The following is a 19,618-nucleotide window of genomic DNA, read 5'->3' as shown; positions in this document are numbered from 1 at the left end:
CCGGTCGCCGCGGTGGGCGCCGTCGGCCGGCGCGGGGCGGCCCCGCGTGGTCGCCGCGTGACCTTGGACCGACACGTTCAGGAACACCCCGTACTCTGGGTGCCTGGTCGGAGCCGATCACATCGAGCGTGCGGAGCCAACAGTGGTCATGCGTAGCAGCAGCCCCCTGCCGAGGATGAGCCGACGCGGACGCGTCACGATCGGTGTGCTGGTCGGGGTGTTCGTGCTCTTCACCCTGCTCGGCTGGGGTGTCCAGGCGTGGACGGACTGGCTGTGGTTCGACGAGGTCCGCTACACGCAGGTCTTCACCGGCGTGCTGGCGACCCGGCTGCTGCTCTTCCTCGCCGTCGGCCTCGGCATGGCCGTGATCGTCGGCGGCAACCTCTGGCTGGCCCACCGGCTGCGCCCCCGGATGCGGCCGCACTCGCCGGAGCAGGCCACCCTGGAGCGCTACCGGATGCTGCTGAGCCCCCGGCTCGGCCTGTGGATCGCGCTGGTCGCCAGCGTGGTGGGCCTCTTCGCCGGGCTGTCGGCGCAGAGCCGGTGGAACCAGTGGCTGCTCTTCCGCAACGGCGGGGACTTCGGCGTCGAGGACCCGGAGTTCGGGGTGGACATCGGCTTCTACGTCTTCCAGTTGCCGTTCTGGCGCTACCTGCTCGGGGTCGGCTTCACCGCGGTGGTGCTGTCCGTGGTCGGCGCGCTGGCCGTGCACTACATCTTCGGCGGCGTCCGGCTCCAGGGCGTCGGCGACCGGATGACCAACGCCGCCCGGGCCCACCTGAGCACGCTGGTCGCGGTCTTCGTCCTGCTCAAGGCCGTCGCGTACGTGCTGGACCGGCGGGCGATGCTGCTGGAGTACAACGACGGCGCCAACGTCTACGGCGCCGGCTACGCCGACGTCAACGCGCTGCTGCCGGCCAAGGAGATCCTCGCGTACATCTCCATCGTGGTGGCCATCGCGATCATCGTCTTCTCCAACGCGTGGATGCGGAACCTGGTCTGGCCCGGCATCTCGCTCGCCCTGCTCGGCGTCTCCGCGGTCGCCATCGGCGGCGTCTACCCCTGGGCGGTCCAGACCTTCGAGGTCAAGCCGAGCGCCAAGGAGAAGGAGGCGCCCTACATCGAGCGCAGCATCAAGGCCACCCGGGCGGCGTTCGGGCTGGAGGGGGCCACCACCACGCCGTACGCGGCGAGCAACCTGACCCCGCCGGCGAGCCTGGCCACGGACACCTCCGTGGTGCCGAACATCCGGCTGCTCGACCCGCAACTGGTCTCCGAGACGTACACCCAGCGCCAGCAGGTCCGGCAGTTCTACGACTTCGGCGAGAAGCTGGACGTCGACCGGTACGCGGTCAACGGCAAGGTGCAGGACTACGTGGTCGGCCTCCGCGAGGTCAACTACCGGCAGCTGACCCCCCAGCAGAACACCTGGATCAACCGGCACACCGTCTACACCCACGGCTACGGCCTCGTGGCGGCGCCGGGCAGCCGGGTGGTCTGCGGCGGTCAGCCGTTCTTCGTCTCCGGCTTCCTCGGCGACCCCCAGGAACAGCAGAAGCAGGAGGGCCAGGCGCAGACGAACGAGCAGTGCGCCGCGCAGACCGAGCAGGTCCCGGCGAAGCAGCCCCGGATCTACTACGGCGAGCGGATGGACGAGGGCGACTACGCGATCGTCGGCCAGACCGACCCGGAGCGGAAGGCGGAGTTCGACCGGCCCGTCGGCGAGGGCGGCGAGTCCTACACCTACACCGGTGAGGGCGGCGTCGAGATCGGCTCGTTCACCCGCCGGCTGCTCTACGCGATCAAGGAGCAGGAGTCGAACTTCCTGCTCTCCGACGCGGTCAACGACAACTCCAAGCTGCTCTACGTGCGCAACCCGCGGGACCGGGTGGAGAAGGTCGCCCCGTTCCTGACCCTGGATGGCGACCCGTACCCGGCGGTGGTGGACGGCCGGATCCAGTGGATCATCGACGGCTACACCACGGCGGCGACGTACCCGTACGCCGAGCGGATCAACCTCCAGGAGCAGACGGCCGACGAGCTGACCGGTCGGGGCACGTTCCAGCTCGCCCGGGAGAACGTCAACTACATCCGCAACTCGGTCAAGGCCACCGTCGACGCGTACGACGGCACCGTCCGGCTCTACGAGTTCGACGAGACCGACCCGGTGCTCAAGGCGTGGAACAAGGCGTTCGGCGGCGACCTGGTGGTGCCGAAGTCGGAGACCCCGGTGGAGCTGGCCGAGCACTTCCGCTACCCGTCCGACCTGTTCAAGGTGCAGCGCAACCTGCTGACCCGGTTCCACGTGACCGACCCCGGCGACTTCTACTCGGCGCAGGACTTCTGGCAGGTGCCGAACGTGCCGGACGCCCCCGACACCGGCCAGAAGCAGCCGCCGTACTACCTGTTCACGCAGTTCCCCGGCCAGGAGTCGCCGCGCTTCCAGCTCACCTCGGCGGTCACCCCGAACGGCCGGGAGAACCTCGCCGCGCTGATCTCCGGGTCGTACGTCGACGGGCAGCCGAAGCTGGAGGTGCTCGACCTGCCCGACCAGACGCGGGTCTCCGGCCCGGTGCAGGTGCACCAGTCGATGACGAACAACGCCACCATCCGACAGCAGCTCAACCTGCTCCAGTCCGCGCAGGCGCAGGTGCAGTACGGCAACCTGCTCTCCCTGCCGTTCGGCGACGGCATGCTCTACGTCGAGCCGGTCTACGTGAAGACCGCCGCGCAGAACGCGCCGCCGCTGTTGCAGCGGGTGCTGATGTCCTACGGCGACGGCGGCTCCTACGTGGTGCTGGCCAACAACGTCGCGGAGGGCATCAAGCAGCTCGTCGAGCAGGGCAAGCAGGCCGCCGCCCCGGGTGCGCCACCGCCGCCCGGCGGCACCCCTCCCGGCGGCACCCCGCCGGGCGGGACGCCGCCCGCGCTGACCGGTGAGCTGGCCGAGGCGGCCGACCGGGTGCAGACCGCCATCACGGAGGTTCGGGCCGCGCAGACGTCCGGCGACTTCGAGCGGTACGGGCGCGCGCTGAAGGCGCTGGACGAGGCGCTCACCGCCTTCCAGCAGGCCCAGCGGGCGGCGGCCGCCCCGACGCCCGGCGCCACGCCCAGCGGCAGCCCGCCGGCGTCCCCGGCGGCCAGCGGCAGCGCCGCACCGACGCCGAGCGGCTGACCCCGGCCACCCGCCGCAGCGCCCCCGGCCCGCGGACCGATCCGGTCCGCGGCGCCGGGGGCGCTGTCGCTTTCCCGACCGGCGGCCCGACCCCCGCAACCCGCCCTCTCCTGACGCCGTCTTCCCTGCAAGAGGCGGGAACGGCCGGGGGAGCGTGGTCGGGAGATGAGGGACGCAACAAGCTTCGACGAGTTCTACCGGAGCACCTCGCGGCGGATGCTCCGCTACGGCTACGCGGTGGTGGGTGACCACACCGAGGCGCAGGACCTCGTGCAGGAGGCGTACGCCCGGGCCTGGCGGCAGTGGGGCCGGCTGACCACCCACCCGGCGCCGGAGGCGTGGCTGCGGCTGGTGGTCGCGCGGCTGGCCACCGACCGGTGGCGCCGGCTGCACGGCTGGCGCGCGATGCTGAGCCGTACGGGGCCGCCGGAGCCGGTGCCGCCGCCGGGCGAGGACGGCGTGCTGCTGGTGGGCGCGCTGCGTCAACTGCCGGCCGCCCAGCGGCAGGCGCTCGCCCTGCACTACCTCTTCGACATGTCGGTGCGGGACATCGCCCAGGAGACGCAGGTACCGACCGGCACCGTGAAGTCCTGGTTGGCGCGGGGGCGGGCCCGGCTGGCCACGCTGCTGCCCGACCTGTCCGTCGAGGAGCTGGAGGCGAACGATGTCGCGTAAACTGTCCGATTTCTACCGGTCGCTCGCCGAGGGTGCCGACGGCCGTACCCTGGCCGCCCCCGAGCAGGTGCGGCGGCGCGCCGACCGGCGGGCCCGGGTCCGGATCACCGGTGCGGCGCTAGCGACGGCACTGCTGGTCGGTGGGGTGGCCACCGGCACCCGGCTGGTGCTGGCCGGGGACGCCGCCCCCCTTCCGCCGCCCGCCGGCACCCCGGCACCGACGGCGACCGCCCCGGCGCCCACCCCGTCCCCGTCCGCGGCGGCGACGAGCACGCCACCGGCGACGGGCGCGCCCGCGACGACGGCGGGGAGCACCGGCGCCGCGCCGCCCCGTACGCCCGCCTCGATTCCGGACCGGGCGTTCTTCGTCCAGGCGGCCGCGAACCGGACGGGCATCGACCCGGTCTTCCGCGACACCACGGCGCTGCCGAAGCTCTGCGACGCCCGGTACCCGAGCGACGCCGGGATCGTGCAGCGCCGCACCCGCAACCTGGCCTACAAGCTGCCGCAGACCCCGCGGGGGTACGTCCCCGACGGCAGCTACGCGCACAGCGTCACCGTCTACCGCCCGGGGCGGGCCGACGACTTCCTGGGGGAGTTGCGGGCGGCGGTGCGGGCCTGCCCGGAGCAGCCGGGGGTGAGCGGCGGCAACCCGTCCACCTCGCGGCTGCGGCTGCTGGCCGACGGCGGATTCGGCGACGACTCGGTGCTGTTCGAGATCCGGACGCCGGGCCGGGACGTCGAGGGCGAGCCGACGGGCGGCGAGGAGGTCCGGCTGATCCGGGCGATCCGGGTCGGGGACGTGGTGACCGTGCTCTGGGAGCAGGGCTGGGAGGGCACCTCGGCCGAACGGTCCCAGGTCGACGCCGACAGCCGGCGGGCGGTCGGCGCGATCGAGGACTGGCTGGGTTGAGCCGTACGGCGGTCCGGGCGGCGGCGCGCGGCCCGGACCCCCCGGTCGGGAGTCGTTTTGCGGCGGCCGGGGTTGGTGGGATACGGTGTACGAGCCGACGCGGGGTGGAGCAGCTCGGTAGCTCGCTGGGCTCATAACCCAGAGGTCGCAGGTTCAAATCCTGTCCCCGCTACCACGTCGGAACGGCCCCGAGGAACATCCTCGGGGCCGTTCCGCGTTTCGGGGCAAGAACCGGGCTCCGGCCCGGGGCCGGAGGCGACCCGGAAGCCGGAGCCGGGCCTGGGTCAGGCAACCCCGGCTGCCTCGGTGGTGCGGGCCCGGGGACGAATCCGGTTGGGATCGGGGGTCCCGCTGATCATCGGGGCGGGGCATGCGATAGAGTAGGTGAGCCGACGCGGGGTGGAGCAGCTCGGTAGCTCGCTGGGCTCATAACCCAGAGGTCGCAGGTTCAAATCCTGTCCCCGCTACTCTGGCGAGAGACCCCGGAGATCACTCCGGGGTCTCTCGGCGTCTCCGGACCCGACCGCACCCGCCGGGATCCGAGGGTTCCCGGCCGCTTGCCGTGCCACGGTTGCGGTTGTCGGCGAGGATGTCAGCATGTCTTCCTTCGGTAAGTGGTGGGGCCGGATCAGCGCCGTTTTCGGCGCCGTCGTGCTGTCGGTGTTCGTGCCCGTCGCGGCCTGGGCGTCCACCGGCACCGGTGAGCTGGTGGTGGAGGCCGCGCGGCGACGCCGCGGTGGCGGCTTCGGCTTCCTCGGCCTGCTCTGCTGCCTCGTCGTGGTCGCCGTGATCGTCTTCCTGGTGCTGCGGATGATGCGCAACCGGCGCGGCGGCCCGCCCCGCTGAGCCGGACGGGTCGACGCCTGCGGGACGGCGGCTATCCGGCCAGGGCGGCTTCCGCCCTGGCCATGAATTGCGACGTCGCCGCCCGGCTGTCGGCCGCCCCGCCGCGGATGCTCTCGGCGGCATCCAACAGCAGCGTGCGCACCCGGGGGTGGCCCTGCGGCGGCGGGCCGGGCGCCGGCCCCAACCGGTCGTCCAGGGCAGCGCCGAACGCCGCCGCGCGCCGCTGCGCCGGGTCGGTGATGCTGTCCTCCACGTAGCGGCGGACGGCGAGGCTGGGGCTGAGCCCGCGTTCGTGACCGAGCACCGCGCCCACCTCGCCGTTGCCGGTCAGGAAGTTGATCACGTCCGCCACCACGGCGGGATGGCGCGTGCCGCGGAAGCCCGCCCAGTACATCGACGCCCGCGCCCACTGAGCCGCCGGCGGGCCGGGCAGGGCGGCCAGGCCGAGGTCGGCGCCGGTGAGCCGCTGGAGCTCCGGAAGCTGGTGCGACCAGGCGAAGGAGGCGGCCGCGGCGCCGGTGACCACCAGTTGCCGGGCCGGTTCGCCGCTGTCGGCCTGCTCGACCAGGGCCGCGCTCGGGGTGGCCCGGCCGGACCGGGCGCGCCGCCACAGCTCGAACCACTCGACCAGCGCGTCGGCGCCGAAGCCGAGCTGCCGGCCCCGGTACAGCTCACCGCCCTGGCCGCGCAGCCAGTGCCAGAACGCGCGGTAGTCGCCGGAGGCGTCCATCGTGCCGGCCACCCGGCCCTCGCTGGCTTGGGTTACCCGTCGTGCCCAGGCGACGTACTCCGGCCAGGTCATCTCGCCGTCCGGCTCGGGCACGCCCAGCCGGCGCAGCAGCGTGCGGTTGTGGACCAGCGCGGCGGCGGTCTGCCCCGCGGCGACGCCCACCGTCCGCCCGTCGACCTGCCCGTAGCGGACCAGGCCCGGGGGCAGGCTCCGCAGGTCCAGCCGGTGGTCGGCGACGTAGCCGGTGAGGTCCAGGACGATCTCGCGGCGGGCGTACTCGGCGAGCATGCTGTCGTCGACCTGGATCAGGTCGGGCACGTTGCCGCCCGCGGCCTGGGTGGCCAGCCGGTCGTAGTAGCCGTCGACGCCCTGCCAGGTGATCCGGAAGCCGACCTGGGGGTTGCGGTCCGTGTAGAGCCGCAGCACCCGCTCGGTGAGCTCGGCCCGCTTCGCCCCGCCGTACCAGAAGACCGACAGCTCGATCGGGCCGCTCTCCGCCGGGGCCGCCTGCTCCTCGCTGCACCCGGTGAGCCCGCCGGTGGCGAGCACGGGCGCCCCCAGCAGCGCGGCGAGCACCCGCCGCCGGCCCGGGTCCGCCCCGTGACGGGGAAGCGGGGAGCGGGCAGCGGGCACGGAGTCTCCTGGTGGGCCGGGTGGGCGGGCGGCCGGATCATTCACGCAGGCGGCGCGGGAGGGTGTCAACGTCCGTCCGGCCACACCGCCGCGCCCGCGGTCGTCGGCATCGACGCGGTCCGCCACCGCCGCAGGCCGTACGCAGGTCGCATGGTGTACTAGGGCGCGTGGAACTTCTGCACTCGGGCAAGGTACGGGACGTCTACGCCGACGGCGACGACCTGATCCTGGTCGCCTCCGACCGCATCTCGATCTACGACGTGGTGCTGCCGACGCCGATCCCCGACAAGGGCAAGTTGCTCACCGCGCTCTCCGTCTGGTGGTTCGAGCAGCTGTCCGACCTGGTGCCGAACCACGTCATCTCCGCCACCGACGTGCCGGCGGAGTTCGCCGGCCGGGCCATCCGCTGCCGGCGGCTGGAGATGGTGCCCGTGGAGTGCGTCGCCCGGGGCTACCTGACCGGCGGCGGCCTCAAGGAGTACCAGCGCACGGGTGCGGTCTCCGGCGTGGAACTGCCGCGCGGCCTGGTTGAGGCGTCCATCCTGCCCGAGCCGATCTTCACCCCGTCGACCAAGGCGCCGGTGGGGGAGCACGACGAGCCGATCACCTTCGCCGAGGTGGTGGACAAGGTCGGCGCCGAGACCGCCGAGCGGCTGCGCCAGATCACCATCGACGTCTACCGCCGGGGCGCCGAGCTGGCCGCCGACCGGGGGATCCTGGTCGCCGACACCAAGATCGAGCTGGGCTGGGCGCCCGACGGCACCCTCATGATCGGCGACGAGCTGCTCACCTCCGACTCGTCGCGGTTCTGGCCGGCCGAGTCGTACCAGCCGGGCCGGGCGCAGTTCTCGTACGACAAGCAGTACGTCCGGGACTGGGCGGTGGAGAGCGGCTGGGACAAGCAGGCCCCGGCGCCCGAGGTGCCGGCCGAGGTGGTCGAGGCGACCCGGGCCCGCTACGTCGACGTCTACGAGAAGCTCACCGGCAACCGCTGGGACTGATTTCCCGACCGGTGCAGCGCCTCGGCCGCCCCACGGACTTTCTGGGGCGGAGGTGCCATGCAGCCGACGTTCGAGGAGTTCGTGACCGCCCGCGGGGCAGCCCTGCTGCGGTTCGCGTTGATGCTCACCGGGGACCGGCACCAGGCCGAGGACCTGGTGCAGTCGGTGCTGGCCAAGGCGTACGTGCGGTGGGCGCGGGTGGCCGGGATGAGCCGGCCCGAGGCGTACCTCAAGCGGGTCCTGGTCAACGAGAACCTGCGCTGGTGGCGGCGGCTCTCCTCGCGCGAGTTGCCGGTGGCCGCCCCCGCTGACGGGGCGGCCGGCCCGGACGACGCCGGCAGCCACGCGGCGCGCGACGCCGCCTGGGCGCTGCTGCGCCGGCTGCCGCGCCGCCAGCGGGCGGTGCTGGTGCTGCGCTACTACGAGGACCTCTCCGACACCCAGATCGCCGAGGTCCTCGGCTGCGCCCCGGCCACCGTGCGGTCGCAGGCTGCCCGGGCCCTCGCCACGCTCCGGGCCACGGTGCCCACGATCGATCGGGAGGCGCTGCCATGAGCCGGTACGACGTCGAGACGCTGCTCCAGGACACGTTCCTCAGCCACGAGGCCGAGGCCGACGGGGGCGCGCGGGACCTGACCGGGGCGGTGCGGGCGCGGGTGGCCCGGCGGCGTCGCCGGGCCCGGGCGGCCGGGGCCGGGGCGGCGGCCGTGGCGGTGCTCGTCACCGTGGGGGTGGTGCCGGCGCTGACCGGCGAGCGTCCGGCCCGCCCCCCTGCCGTGGACGTGGCGGCCGAGGACCGGGCGGCGACCGCAAACTGGCGCTGGGAGAGCTCCCTCGGCGCGGAGATCCGGGTGCCGGCTCACTGGACGGTCAACGACTCCGGCTGCGGGATGACCGGCGCGCCGAGCGTGGTACGGGGTGTCGGCCCGCAGCCCATCTGCTTCACCCCGGAGCCGGCCCACAAGGAGCTCGCGGAAATCGGCGAGCGGCCGGGCGGCGGCCCGCTGACCGAACTGCCCGCCAGGCAGCCGAGCGGGCGGCCAGTCGCCGTCACGCTGCCGGAGCGGGCCGTCGACGTGGGCGGGGTGCCCGCCGTCCGCGCCGAGGGGCGGCTGCCCGACGGGCGGTACGCCGGTACCATCACCGTCCCGGCGCGGCAGGTCGCGGTGACCGTGCGGACCCGGGACGAGGCCACCACGCGGCGGATCCTCGACAGCCTCCGGCTGGTGGAGACCGACCACATCGGCTGCGCCACCCGCCGCCCGTTTGTCGCCTCGGCCCCGCCGCCGGAGCAGGACAGGTCCGGCGCCCCGGTGCCCGAGGTGGCCATGCTCCCTGGCCGCACCCCCTTCGTCCCGGCCGATCCGTCCTCGATCGCCATCTGCGCCTACGGGGAGGAGAGGGACGGGGTGCACGGTGACCGGCTCCGGACGTCGGCCCGGCTGACCGGCTCCGACGCGGCCACCCTCGCGAGCGCGCTCAACAGGGCACGGCCCGGCGGCAACCCCGACCTCGCCGGAAACGACTGCCGGCACGACCTGGCCCGCTACGACGCCCTGCTCCTCGTGCGCGGCCCGGACGGCGAGACGCCGGTCCGGGTCACCTACAGCGGCTGTTCCGAGCTGGGGTTGGACAACGGGGTGCGACGGGCGGCACTCACCATGACGCTCCTCGCGCAGATGATGCGGCCACTGAAGACCGGCTACAGCATGCGGGCGAAATTTCCCGACTAGTCCACCCAGTCGAGGGTGCGCTCGACGGCCTTGCGCCAGTTGCGCAGCTCGCGCTCGCGGTGGGCCGGGTCCATGGTCGACTCCCACTGCGCGTCGGAGCGCCACTTGGCGCGCAGCGTCGCCAGGTCCGGCCAGAAGCCGACTGCCAGGCCGGCCGCGTACGCGGCGCCGAGGCAGGTGGTCTCGGTGATCCGGGAGCGGACCACCGGCACGTCGAGCACGTCGGCGAGGAACTGCATGAGCAGCCCGTTCGCGGTCATGCCGCCGTCGACCCGGAGCCGGCGCAGCGCCACGTCGGAGTCGGCGTTCATCGCGTCGACCACCTCGCGGGTCTGCCAGGCCGACGCCTCCAGCACCGCCCGGGCCAGGTGCCCCTTGGTGATGTAGCCGGTCAGCCCTGCGATCACGCCCCGCGCGTCGCTGCGCCAGTGCGGGGCGAACAGCCCGGAGAAGGCCGGTACGACGTAGCAGCCGCCGTTGTCGTCAACGGTGCCCGCCAACTCCTCCACCTCGGGGGCGGTGGAGATCAGCCCGAGGTTGTCCCGCAGCCACTGCACCAGCGAGCCGGTGACCGCGATCGCCCCCTCCAGCGCGTACGCCGCGGGCTGGCCGTCGATCCGGTAGGCGACCGTGGTGAGCAGGCCGTGCGACGAGGTGACCGGGCTGGCGCCGGTGTTGAGCAGCAGGAAGCTGCCCGTGCCGTAGGTGCACTTCGCCTCGCCCGGCTGGAAGCAGGTCTGCCCGAACAGGGCGGCCTGCTGGTCGCCGAGCGCGCTGGCCACCGGCACCCCGGCCAGCACCCCGGTCGCCTCCCCGTAGACCTCCGCGGAGCTGCGGATCTCCGGCAGCATGGCGGCCGGCACGCCCATCGCGTCGAGCAGTTCCGGGTCCCAGTCGAGGGTGGTCAGGTCCATCAGCATGGTGCGGCTGGCATTGGTCACGTCGGTCACGTGCCGGCCGGTCAGCTTCCAGACCAGCCAGCTGTCCATCGTGCCGAAGAGCACCTCGCCGGCCTCGGCACGCTCGCGCAGCCCGTCGACGTGCGCCAGCAGCCAGCGCAGCTTCGGCCCGGCGAAGTAGGTGGCCAGCGGCAGGCCGGTGCGGGAGCGGAACCACTCCTCGCCGTACGCCTGGGCCAGCTCGCGCAGCAGCGGCCCGGTGCGGGTGTCCTGCCAGACGATCGCGTTGGCCACCGGCCGCCCGGTGGCCCGGTCCCAGACGAGGGTGGTCTCCCGCTGGTTGGTGATGCCCACGGCGGCGAGCCCGGCGGCGTCGGTGCCGGCGGCGTGCAGCGCCTCCCGGACCACCTGCTGCACGTTGGCCCAGATCTCCTCGGCGTCGTGCTCCACCCAGCCCGGCCGGGGGAAGACCTGCCGGTGCTCCCGCTGCGCCACGGAGACGATCTCCCCGGCCCGGTCGAAGACGATGCACCGTGAGGAGGTGGTGCCCTGGTCGATGGCGGCGACGTACTGGGGGGTCACGGCAGCACCGTACCCGGACCGGCCGCGCCCCGCCGACCGGCGCGGCCCCGACCGGGGCCCGGCCCGGGTGCCGTCCGTACGATGTGCAGACGTGCGTGACATCGCCGTTTTCAGTGGAACCGCCCATCCCGACCTCGCCGCCGAGATCTGTGCCCACCTCGGTGTGCCGCTGCACCCGGTGCGGGTCTCCCGGTTCGCCAACGACTGCCTGGAAGTCCAGTTGCAGGCCAACTGCCGGGAGCGGGACGTCTTCCTGATCCAGCCGCTGGTGCCGCCCGTGCAGGAGAACCTGGTCGAGCTGCTGCTCATGATCGACGCGGCCCGGGGCGCCTCCGCCGGCCGGATCACCGTGGTGCTGCCGCACTACGCGTACGCCCGGTCGGATAAGAAGGACGCGCCGCGCATCTCCATCGGCGGGCGGCTCGTCGCCGACCTGCTCACCTCGGCGGGCGCGGACCGGGTGCTGGCGATGACCCTGCACTCGCCCCAGGTGCACGGCTTCTTCAGCGTGCCGGTCGACCACCTGCACGCGCTGCGCGAGCTGGCCGCCCACTTCAGCCGCTACGACCTGAGCAACACGGTGGTGGTCTCGCCGGACCTGGGCAACGCCAAGGAGGCCGCGGCGTTCGCCCGCCGGCTCGGCACGCCGGTGGCGGCCGGGGCGAAGCAGCGGTTCAGCGACGACCTGGTCAAGATCAGCGCGGTGATCGGCGACGTGGCCGACCGGGACGTGATCGTGCTGGACGACGAGATCGCCAAGGGCAGCACGGTGATCGAGCTGATGGAGCACCTGCGCGAGCGGAAGGTCCGCTCGATCCGGCTGGCCTGCACGCACGGCCTCTTCTCCAGCGGCGCGCTCCAGCGGCTCAGCGAGCAGGAGGGCGTGCTGGAGATCGTGTGCACCAACACCGTGCCGATCCCGGCCGACAAGCGGGTGCCGAAGCTCGAGGTCCTCTCGGTGGCACCGGCCCTCGCCGAGGCGATGCGCCGCATCCACAACGGCGAGTCCGTCAGCGCCCTCTTCGCCTGAGCGGGGATTCGACCCGGCCGCCGTCGAGCGCCACGGTCAGTCGCGGCGGTGGCGGCCGATGTGCTCCGGGGCGCCGACGGTGGCGCTGATCCGTACGGTCGTGCCGGCGGCGCCGGTCTCGACCTCCATGCTGTCGCTCAGCTCCCGGGCCAACCAGAGGCCCCACCCGCCGGCGGTGTCCGGCGCGGGGCGGGCCCGCTCGCCGAGCCGCTGCGCGCTGATTCCCCCGCCGTGGTCGGAGACCTCGCAGACGAGCAGACCCGTCTTCCGCCACAGCCGCAGCCAGCCCCGGCCCCCGCCGTGCCGGACCGCGTTCGTGATCAGCTCGTTGACCGCCAGCACGAAGTCGTCCAGGCGCTGGCCGGCCAGACCGGCGGCGTGCGCGCAGGACGTGACCGAGTGTCGCAACTCGGTCACCTGGGCCTGGTCGAAGGCCTCGGCGATCAGGAGGGAAGGTTCGATGGGCACAACCGTACGCGGTACCGGGGATTCTGCACTCGTCATGGCCCCGTCCCGACAGCCGATCACAGAACTTGTTGCGGAAATCCCACCGTACGCCAGCGCTGCCCGGCGTGCATCCGCCGGCCCGCCGGCCGCCGGGCGGGCTGTGGCATCGTGACGACCGTGCCGACGCCGCCCGGTGGTTTCGAGGTCCCGCTCTGGCGGGCCATCGCCGTGTTCCGGGTGACGTCTCTGGCGTACGTCTGCGTGCTGGCGCTCCGGCACGTCGACCGGTACGCCCACCCCCTCGCGGCCGGCGGTCTGGTCCTGCTGATGGCGGCCTGGACCGGGGTGACCGCCGTCGGCTACGCCCGTCCGGCCCGGCGGGGCTGGCCGCTGCTCGCCGCGGACCTCGCCGTCGTCCTCGGCATCCTGCTGGTCAGCCCGTGGGTGGTCGGGCGTGCGGCGCTCGCCGCCGGGGTGCCGACCCTGGCGGTGGCCTGGCTGGCCGGCCCGGTGCTCGCCTGGGCCGTCTCCGGCGGGCGGCGCCGGGGCACGGTGGCCGCCCTGGCGGTCGGCGCGGTGGACCTCGCCACCCGCGAACGGGTCGGCCAGTCCTCGCTCACCGGGGTGATCCTGCTGCTGCTCGCCGGGGTCGTCGTCGGGCACGTCGCCCGGCTGGCGGTGACCGCCGAGGAGCGGCTGCACCGGGCGGTGGAGCTGGAGGCGGCCACCCGGGAGCGGGAGCGGCTGGCCCGGGACATCCACGACGGCGTCCTCCAGGTGCTCGCGCTGGTGCAGCGGCGCGGCGCCCACCTGGACGGCGAGGCCGGCGAGCTGGCCCGGCTCGCGGGGGAGCAGGAAGCCGCGCTGCGCGCCCTGATCGCCGGCGCCGCGCCGGCCGGCGCGGGCGCCGACACCGGGCCGGTGGACCTGCGGGCGCTGGTCGGCCGGTACGCCTCGGCGACCGTCTCGCTGTCCGCGCCGGCCACCCCGGTGCCGCTGCCCGGCCCGGTGGCCCACGAACTGGCGGCGGCGACCGCCGCCGCGCTGGACAACGTCGCCCGGCACGCGGACGGGCGGGCCTGGGTGCTGATCGAGGACGAGGGGGCGACGGTGACGGTCTCCGTCCGCGACGAGGGGCCGGGATTCCCGGACGGCCGCCTGGCCGAGGCCGCGGCCGAGGGGCGGCTCGGCGTCGCCCGGTCCATCCGTGGTCGCCTCGCCGACCTCGGCGGCACGGTGCGGATCACCTCCGCGCCGGGTACCGGCACGGAGGTGGAACTGACCGTCCCGAGGGAGACGGCACGGTGAGCACGGCCGGCGTGGGCCTGCGGTCCCCGGTACGACGAGGGCACGGTGAGCGGGGGGAGCGCGGCCGGGCATGCCGGGTCCCGCGGTCGTTGACGAAGGGAGTGCCGTGACGGGCGTGCGCGTGATGGTGGTCGACGACCACCCGATGTGGCGGGAAGGGGTGGCCCGGGACCTCACCGAGGCCGGCCACGTCGTCGTCGCGACGAGCGGCGAGGGCCGGCAGGCCGTCCGGGTGGCCGCCGCCGCCCGGCCCGACGTGGTGGTCCTCGACCTGCAACTGCCGGACGTCTCCGGGGTGGAGGTGATCCGCGGGCTGCGCGCCGTGCTGCCGGAGGTGCGGGTGCTGATGCTGTCGGCCAGCGGCGAGCAGCAGAGCGTGCTGGACGCGGTGAAGGCGGGCGCCACCGGCTACCTGGTGAAGTCGGCCGCGCCGGCCGAGTTCCTCGACGCCGTGCGCAGGACGGCGGCGGGGGAGCCGGTCTTCACGCCCGGCCTGGCCGGGCTGGTCCTCGGCGAGTACCGCCGGCTGGCCGCCGCCCCGGCCGGGGCCGCGCCGGCGGCGGGCCGGGACCCGGCGCCCCGGCTCACCGACCGGGAGACCGAGGTGCTGCGCCTGGTGGCCAAGGGGATGTCCTACAAGCAGATCGCCGACCGGCTGGGGCTGTCCCACCGCACGGTGCAGAACCACGTGCAGAACACGTTGGGCAAGCTCCAGTTGCACAACCGGGTCGAGCTGACCCGGTACGCGATCGAGCGGGGCCTGGACGACTGAGGGCTGCCGGGACCTCGCCCGGCAGCCCTGGGCCGACTCAGACCGAGTGCGGCGGGCGCGTCTCGTGGATGGCCAGCTCCTCGGCGCTCGCCCCGCCGCCGGCCGACCCGGCGTCGTACGCGACCGAGTCGGTCTCCTGGTCGGTGTGCGCCCCCTCGTCCGGTTCGACGAGCCGGCCGACCTGGGCGTCACCGACGGTGCCGAGCTTGCCGTGGTCGTAGAGGGAGACCGGCGAGTGCGGGTCGGAGGTGGGCCCCGGCTCCATCACGTCCGCGTCGAGCTGGGCCTGCGCCGCCGCCTCCTCGCTGTCGGCCTCGGCGGCGATGTCCGGGTCGACGGGGCCGGCCAGCGGGTCGTCGGCCGGGCGTTCGCGCTGCTCCCGGTCGAGCTTGTAGTCCAGCGACTCGCCGTCGAGCTGCTCCTCGGCGGTGGTCCCGTACCGGTCCACCGCCACCGGCGTCCGGTCGCCCGGCAGCTGCGCCGGCTCCGGTCCGTCCGCCTCGCGCCCCGTCAGGACGTCGTCGTTGGCGGTCGAGTCGTCGTCGGCGGTGTCGGGCAGGCCCTCCGCCTCGGGGTCGGACACGGGGGTCGGGTACTGGTCGTCGCGCATGGCTGACCACTACCCACTGCCCTCCCGGCGTAACCGGTGCCGGGCGTGGCCATCCGGGCGGAAACGTCGCCCTCGGGAACGGACGGGCAGGATCGGGGCGGCCGTCAGCCGCCGAGGCCGACCTCGTCCGCGGCGTACAGGACGCACCAGACGACCTTGCCGTCCGGCACCCGGCTGCTGCCCCAGCGGTGGGCGACGGTGTCGATCAGCAGCAGGCCGCGCCCGCCGACGGTGTCCACCGGCGCCGGCCCGGCGAAGGCCGGCTGTCGCGTCGAGTGGTCGCGCACGGCGAGGTGCAGGGTGTCGTCGCGGGGGGCCAGCCGCACCGTCATCGCGGTGTGCGCGTGGGCGACCACGTTGCCGACCAGCTCGGTGACCGCGATGCACCCCGGCTCGGCCAGCTCGTCCAGCCCCCAGCGGTGGCAGCCCTCGGTGACCAGGCGTCGGGCCTCCCGGGCGGCCTCCACGGCGGGTGGGAAGTCGGCGCTGACCACCGCGGCCATCGGCGCGGCGGCCAGCCCGGCCATCGCCCCCGTCAGGGTCGGCCAGGCGGGCACGCCGTCGACGGTGCCGGTCGGGTCGCAGAGCAGCAGGTCGGCGGCGGGCCAGTCGAGGACCTCCCGGCGCACCTCCGCGAAGACGCCCCGGGCGGCCGGGTCGGGCATCTCCAGGCGGGTCAGGTCGGCCACCACCGGGCCGGGCCGGTCGCAGAGCCGGGCGAGCAGCCCGGCGCGCACGGTGCCGACCTCGGGCCGGTCGAGGAGGCCGGTCAGCCGGACCACCGCGGACGACTCGTCCGCCTCCACCCGGCAGCGCACGTCGGTCGGCATGATCGTCCCATTGTGCCCTCCCGGGCCGGGCCCCGCACCGCTCCGCTCGGCCCGGCGCATCAGCGGTCCGTCCGCGCCCGGCGGGCCATCGCCGCCACCGTCCCGACGGCCGTTCCCGCCGCCGCCAGCCCGAAGGCGGCCGTCATCCGCACCAGGTGCCGTCGCCGGCCGTGCCAGCCGCCGTCGCGCCGGGCCGCCGCGTCGGCCTGGAAGACGTTGCCGGTGCTGTCCAGCCGCGGGGTCGGCCCGAACTGCGTGCGGTGGGTGTACCAGCCGAGGGCCCGTTCGGCCAGCGCCGGGGCGAGCCGCCACTGCAGGCCGATCAGCCGGGCGGCCCCACCGGCGTACGCCTCGCGCCGCGGCCGGCGCAGCATCCGGACGATCGTCTCCGCCACCACCTCCGGCGGGTAGACCGGGGGCGGCGGCACCAGTTCCCGCCCGCTGTGGTTGGCGGCGTGCCGGAAGAACGGGGTGTCGATGGTGGCCGGCAGCACCGTGCAGATCGAGATGTTGCCCCGCCCCGTGACCCGCAGCTCCTGGCGGACCGTGTCGGCCAGGCCGCGGATGCCGTGCTTCGTGGCGTTGTACGCCGACTGGTAGGGCATTGCCACCTCGGCCAGCACCGAGGCGTTGTTGACCACCACCCCGCCCCCCGCCGCGCCGAGGTGGGGCAGGGCGGCCCGGGTGCCGTACGCGGCGCCGAGCAGGTTCACCTCCAGCACCCGGCGGAACTCCGCCACCGGGATCTCGTCGAAGAGCCCGACGGCGCTGACCGCGGCGTTGTTGACCCACCCGTCGATCCGGCCGAACTCCGCCACCGCGCGGGCGGCGAGCCGCTCGACGGCCGCCGGGTCGGTCACGTCGGTGGGCACGACCAGTGCCCGGCCGCCCAGCTCCCGGCACCGCTGCGCGACCTGCCGCAGGGCCGGCTCGCTGCGGGCGGCGAGCACGACGGCGGTGCCGCGTCGGGCGAGGGCGTACGCCGTGGCCGTGCCGATCCCGCTGGAGGCGCCGGTGAGCACCACGGTGGCGTCGGCGAGGCTGCGGGTGAGAGGCATTCCTGGGCGGTACCCCGGCTGGCAGGGGTCATGCGACCGATTCCGGGTCGGATGACGATCGGTGCGCGACCCGTGACCCGCCCGGCCGGGACGACTGCCGTCGGCGACCGGTGAAACGACCGGCCCGGACGCTTGCCGTCGCGCAAGTACCCGCCGGGCTCTTCCCGATCTGCCAGGTTTCGGCTCCCGGGGGTCTGGTTAATGGGACCCTCTGACCGAGGACCACCGCTCGAGAAGATCGCATGGAGGTGACCCATGCGCGTCGGCCTCGTCTGCGCGCACGCCGGCCCGCCCAGGCGTGCCGACGCTCCGACCGTCGGCACCCACCAGCACATCGCGAGGGTCGCCGCCGAACTGGCCGCGCGGGGCCACGACGTCCGGGTGTACGCACGACGCGACGACCCGGGCCTGCCGGACACGGCGACGGTCGACGGCTACCGGGTGGAGCGGGTGCCCGTCGGCCCGGCCGCCCCGATCCCCACCGCCGAGCTGGTCCCGTACGTGGCCGAGTTCGGCACCTGGCTGGCCGACCGGTGGGCCGGCGACTGGCAGCCGGAGGTGGTGCACGGGCACTACTGGATCGGCGGGCTGGCCGCGGCGCACGCGGTGCGCGAGACCGACCTCCCGGTGGTGCAGACCTTCCACTCCCTCGGCGTCGAGCAGCTGCGCCACCTCGGCCGCCAGTACGACGGCCCGGGGGAGCGGATCCCGCTGGAGCGGGCGCTGACCCGGGCGGTGGACATCGCGGTCGCCCAGTGCAACGACGAGGTCGACGAGCTGACCCGGATGGGGCTGCAACGCGCCTCCGTGGCGATGGTGCCGGCCGGCGTCGACACCGAGTACTTCCACCCCGACGGCGAGGCCGCCCCCCGCGACCAGCGGGCCCGGATCCTCTCCGTCGGGCTGTCGGCCGGGCACGGCCAGGAGGACCTGATCCGGGCGATGCGGCTCGTCGGCGACGCCGAGCTGGTGATCGCCGGCGGCCCGCCCGCCGAGCAGCTCGCCCACCACGCCGAGGCCCGCCGCCTGCGCGAGCTGGCCGAGCGGAACGGGGTGGCCGACCAGGTGACGCTGGTGGGCGCGGTGCCGCACGAGCAGATGGCCACCTGGTACCGCTCGGCCGACGTGGTCGCCTGCACCCCGCACTACTCGTCCGCCGGGCGGGTGTCGCTGGAGGCGATGGCCTGCGGCGTGCCGGTGGTCGGCTACGCCATGGGCGGGATCGCCGACGCGGTGGTCGACGAGGTCACCGGGCGGCTGGTGCCGCCGGGCGACGTGCGCACCCTCGGCGTGACCCTGCGCCGGCTGCTCTCCGACAACGCCGGGCGGTTCGCGTACGGGCACGCCGCCGTGGACCGGGTGCGGTGCAGCTACACCTGGGAGCGGACGGCGGGCGCGCTGGAGCGGCTCTACGAGCGGGTGGTGCGCCGCCGCAAGCCGGTCGAGGCGGCCTGAGGGAGCAGCCCGCCGGCCCCGTGCCTCAGAGCGGGCGGCCGGGGGCGCCGACGCCGGCCACGGCCCGGTCCCGGGCCCCGGCCACCGCGTGGTGGTGCTGCGGCTCGGCGTACCGGGTGAGGCCGATGACCGCGGCGAGGGTGACCAGGAAGCCGGTCGCGGCGAGCCACTCCCGGCCGGGCCAGATCTTGTCGTTGAGCAGCAGCAGGCCGACGATCGCCGCGGGCACCGCCCCGGCGGCGTCCATCGCGGCCACGGCGGCCGTGGTGGAGCCCCGCTGCATGGCCAGGCCGAGCAGCAACTGGCCGACGATCGAGTGCGCGATCAGCAGGTAGAGCAGCGGATCCCGGACGAACGCCTCCGCCGTGGAGGCCGAGGCCAGCGGGCGGGCGGCCACCGCGGCGGCGGAGAACGCCAGCCCCGCCAGCGAGCCGAGCGCCACCGAGCCCGGCGCCCCGTGCAGGCGTACGGCGAAGAAGCCGAGCACCGCGATCACGCCGAGCACCGCCGCCAGGGCGATCATGCCGGCGGTGCCGAGCGGTTTGGACGGCGCGGGCCGGGCGGAGAGCACCAACGCGGAGATCCCGGCGAAGAGCAGCACCAGCAGGGCCACCTCGGCCGCCGGCAGGCGCCACTTCAGCACCAGCACGCCGAGCAGGGCGGTGACCCCGAGCCCGGCGGCGACGCTGGACTGCACCAGGAAGAGCGGCAGGTCCCGCCGGGCCAGGAAGGCGAGTACGAACCCGGCCACCTGACAGGCCAGCCCGACCAGGTAGGTGCGGTGGCTGGCCAGCCGCAGCAGCAGCCCCGGATCGAAGGTGTGGTGCACGGTGGTGCGGGCGGCGGCGACCGACTGGAGCAGGTTGGCGACGCCGTACGCGACGATCATCGCCGCGAGGAAACACCAGCCGGAGGAGACCA

Annotated in this window: 17 protein-coding genes, 2 tRNA genes and 1 pseudogene; 13 read left to right on the top strand and 7 right to left on the bottom strand. The window is 74.6% G+C overall.

All coding sequences use genetic code 11. The features are described from left to right. Nucleotides 1-148 precede the first annotated feature (148 nt). The 6 genes from ACFY23_RS19095 to ACFY23_RS19070 all read left to right on the top strand — a co-directional run bounded on the left by ACFY23_RS19095 (nt 149) and on the right by ACFY23_RS19070 (nt 5,609). Nucleotides 149-3,175, top strand: a complete 3,027-nt coding sequence (locus tag ACFY23_RS19095) for a UPF0182 family protein (protein ID WP_350686369.1) — start codon at nt 149-151, stop codon at nt 3,173-3,175. A 165-nt stretch (nt 3,176-3,340) separates the two neighbouring features. Next, nucleotides 3,341-3,850: a SigE family RNA polymerase sigma factor gene (locus tag ACFY23_RS19090; RefSeq protein ID WP_350686371.1), complete on the top strand. Its 510-nt coding sequence runs from the start codon at nt 3,341-3,343 to the stop codon at nt 3,848-3,850. After that, the gene (locus ACFY23_RS19085) at nt 3,840-4,763 is read left to right on the top strand and encodes a hypothetical protein (RefSeq protein ID WP_350686373.1); all 924 of its coding nucleotides are present in this window, start codon (nt 3,840-3,842) and stop codon (nt 4,761-4,763) included. Before ACFY23_RS19090 ends, ACFY23_RS19085 begins: the two co-directional genes overlap by 11 nt. 98 nt (nt 4,764-4,861) lie before the next feature. After that, nucleotides 4,862-4,938: transfer RNA gene (locus ACFY23_RS19080), tRNA-Met, on the top strand. 218 nt (nt 4,939-5,156) lie between these two features. Then, nucleotides 5,157-5,230, top strand: a tRNA-Met gene (locus tag ACFY23_RS19075). A gap of 130 nt (nt 5,231-5,360) precedes the next feature. Next, the gene (locus tag ACFY23_RS19070) at nt 5,361-5,609 is read left to right on the top strand and encodes a hypothetical protein (RefSeq protein ID WP_350686375.1); all 249 of its coding nucleotides are present in this window, start codon (nt 5,361-5,363) and stop codon (nt 5,607-5,609) included. 31 nt (nt 5,610-5,640) lie between these two features. On the opposite strand, the gene ACFY23_RS19065 is transcribed toward ACFY23_RS19070, so the two are convergent. Further along, complete coding sequence (locus ACFY23_RS19065; protein WP_350819003.1) at nt 5,641-6,972, bottom strand: extracellular solute-binding protein; 1,332 nt, start codon at nt 6,970-6,972, stop codon at nt 5,641-5,643. A gap of 167 nt (nt 6,973-7,139) precedes the next feature. Here ACFY23_RS19065 and ACFY23_RS19060 point away from each other — a divergent pair, with 167 nt between their 5' ends. Genes ACFY23_RS19060 through ACFY23_RS19050 form a run of 3 tightly spaced genes read left to right on the top strand, consistent with a single transcriptional unit; the run spans nt 7,140 to nt 9,706 of the window. Beyond that, complete coding sequence (locus ACFY23_RS19060) at nt 7,140-7,973, top strand: phosphoribosylaminoimidazolesuccinocarboxamide synthase (protein ID WP_350683237.1); 834 nt, start codon at nt 7,140-7,142, stop codon at nt 7,971-7,973. A 57-nt stretch (nt 7,974-8,030) separates the two neighbouring features. Beyond that, a complete protein-coding gene (locus tag ACFY23_RS19055) occupies nt 8,031-8,528 on the top strand; it encodes a SigE family RNA polymerase sigma factor (protein WP_350683235.1) in 498 nt (165 codons plus the stop codon). Further along, nucleotides 8,525-9,706: a hypothetical protein gene (locus tag ACFY23_RS19050; RefSeq protein WP_350683233.1), complete on the top strand. Its 1,182-nt coding sequence runs from the start codon at nt 8,525-8,527 to the stop codon at nt 9,704-9,706. Before ACFY23_RS19055 ends, ACFY23_RS19050 begins: the two co-directional genes overlap by 4 nt. Here the strand turns inward: ACFY23_RS19050 and glpK are convergent. Then, on the bottom strand, nt 9,703-11,187 hold the full coding sequence (glpK, locus tag ACFY23_RS19045; RefSeq protein ID WP_350683231.1) for a glycerol kinase GlpK: 1,485 nt from the start codon (nt 11,185-11,187) through the stop codon (nt 9,703-9,705). The two genes, ACFY23_RS19050 and glpK, sit on opposite strands and share 4 nt — an antisense overlap. A gap of 91 nt (nt 11,188-11,278) precedes the next feature. Here glpK and ACFY23_RS19040 point away from each other — a divergent pair, with 91 nt between their 5' ends. Further along, on the top strand, nt 11,279-12,217 hold the full coding sequence (locus ACFY23_RS19040) for a ribose-phosphate pyrophosphokinase (protein ID WP_350683229.1): 939 nt from the start codon (nt 11,279-11,281) through the stop codon (nt 12,215-12,217). A gap of 36 nt (nt 12,218-12,253) precedes the next feature. Here ACFY23_RS19040 and ACFY23_RS19035 read toward each other — a convergent pair whose 3' ends face one another. After that, entirely contained in the window at nt 12,254-12,721 is a 468-nt protein-coding gene (locus tag ACFY23_RS19035; protein WP_350683227.1) for an ATP-binding protein, read from the bottom strand. Nucleotides 12,722-12,841: 120 nt separating this feature from the next. Here ACFY23_RS19035 and macS point away from each other — a divergent pair, with 120 nt between their 5' ends. Together macS and ACFY23_RS19025 are read left to right on the top strand one after the other, a co-directional pair. Further along, on the top strand, nt 12,842-13,972 hold the full coding sequence (gene macS, locus ACFY23_RS19030; protein WP_350683225.1) for a MacS family sensor histidine kinase: 1,131 nt from the start codon (nt 12,842-12,844) through the stop codon (nt 13,970-13,972). Nucleotides 13,973-14,096: 124 nt separating this feature from the next. Then, nucleotides 14,097-14,744: a response regulator transcription factor gene (locus ACFY23_RS19025; RefSeq protein ID WP_350683245.1), complete on the top strand. Its 648-nt coding sequence runs from the start codon at nt 14,097-14,099 to the stop codon at nt 14,742-14,744. A 37-nt stretch (nt 14,745-14,781) separates the two neighbouring features. Here ACFY23_RS19025 and ACFY23_RS19020 read toward each other — a convergent pair whose 3' ends face one another. From ACFY23_RS19020 to ACFY23_RS19010, 3 genes are all read right to left on the bottom strand, one after another. Then, nucleotides 14,782-15,354 (bottom strand): DUF5709 domain-containing protein, encoded by a 573-nt coding sequence (locus tag ACFY23_RS19020; protein ID WP_350683223.1) that lies wholly within the window; start codon nt 15,352-15,354, stop codon nt 14,782-14,784. 104 nt (nt 15,355-15,458) lie between these two features. After that, nucleotides 15,459-16,184 (bottom strand): ATP-binding protein, encoded by a 726-nt coding sequence (locus tag ACFY23_RS19015; RefSeq protein WP_350683221.1) that lies wholly within the window; start codon nt 16,182-16,184, stop codon nt 15,459-15,461. A 59-nt stretch (nt 16,185-16,243) separates the two neighbouring features. Then, a complete protein-coding gene (locus ACFY23_RS19010; protein ID WP_350683219.1) occupies nt 16,244-17,242 on the bottom strand; it encodes an SDR family oxidoreductase in 999 nt (332 codons plus the stop codon). A gap of 255 nt (nt 17,243-17,497) precedes the next feature. Here ACFY23_RS19010 and ACFY23_RS19005 point away from each other — a divergent pair, with 255 nt between their 5' ends. Then, on the top strand, nt 17,498-18,697 hold the full coding sequence (locus ACFY23_RS19005) for a glycosyltransferase (RefSeq protein WP_350683217.1): 1,200 nt from the start codon (nt 17,498-17,500) through the stop codon (nt 18,695-18,697). Here ACFY23_RS19005 and ACFY23_RS19000 read toward each other — a convergent pair. Continuing rightward, a pseudogene (locus tag ACFY23_RS19000) lies at nt 18,652-19,586 on the bottom strand (hypothetical protein). The gene ACFY23_RS19005 and the pseudogene ACFY23_RS19000 overlap by 46 nt on opposite strands. Between the last annotated feature and the right edge of the window lie 32 nt (nt 19,587-19,618).

Source organism: Micromonospora sp. NPDC000121 (genome assembly GCF_042899165.1).
GTDB lineage: Bacteria > Actinomycetota > Actinomycetes > Mycobacteriales > Micromonosporaceae > Micromonospora.
This window is presented reverse-complemented; position numbering and strand designations above follow the sequence as displayed.

What these genes read in the sequence shown, in the direction of transcription:
- ACFY23_RS19095 (WP_350686369.1), top strand. Translation starts at nt 149, where the DNA reads ATGCGTAGCAGCAGCCCCCTGCCGAGGATGAGCCGACGCGGACGCGTC.
- ACFY23_RS19090 (WP_350686371.1), top strand. Translation starts at nt 3,341, where the DNA reads ATGAGGGACGCAACAAGCTTCGACGAGTTCTACCGGAGCACCTCGCGG.
- ACFY23_RS19085 (WP_350686373.1), top strand. Translation starts at nt 3,840, where the DNA reads ATGTCGCGTAAACTGTCCGATTTCTACCGGTCGCTCGCCGAGGGTGCC.
- ACFY23_RS19070 (WP_350686375.1), top strand. Translation starts at nt 5,361, where the DNA reads ATGTCTTCCTTCGGTAAGTGGTGGGGCCGGATCAGCGCCGTTTTCGGC.
- ACFY23_RS19055 (WP_350683235.1), top strand. Translation starts at nt 8,031, where the DNA reads ATGCAGCCGACGTTCGAGGAGTTCGTGACCGCCCGCGGGGCAGCCCTG.
- ACFY23_RS19050 (WP_350683233.1), top strand. Translation starts at nt 8,525, where the DNA reads ATGAGCCGGTACGACGTCGAGACGCTGCTCCAGGACACGTTCCTCAGC.
- ACFY23_RS19035 (WP_350683227.1), bottom strand. Translation starts at nt 12,721, where the DNA reads ATGACGAGTGCAGAATCCCCGGTACCGCGTACGGTTGTGCCCATCGAA.
- ACFY23_RS19025 (WP_350683245.1), top strand. Translation starts at nt 14,097, where the DNA reads ATGGTGGTCGACGACCACCCGATGTGGCGGGAAGGGGTGGCCCGGGAC.
- ACFY23_RS19020 (WP_350683223.1), bottom strand. Translation starts at nt 15,354, where the DNA reads ATGCGCGACGACCAGTACCCGACCCCCGTGTCCGACCCCGAGGCGGAG.
- ACFY23_RS19015 (WP_350683221.1), bottom strand. Translation starts at nt 16,184, where the DNA reads ATGCCGACCGACGTGCGCTGCCGGGTGGAGGCGGACGAGTCGTCCGCG.
- ACFY23_RS19010 (WP_350683219.1), bottom strand. Translation starts at nt 17,242, where the DNA reads ATGCCTCTCACCCGCAGCCTCGCCGACGCCACCGTGGTGCTCACCGGC.
- ACFY23_RS19005 (WP_350683217.1), top strand. Translation starts at nt 17,498, where the DNA reads ATGCGCGTCGGCCTCGTCTGCGCGCACGCCGGCCCGCCCAGGCGTGCC.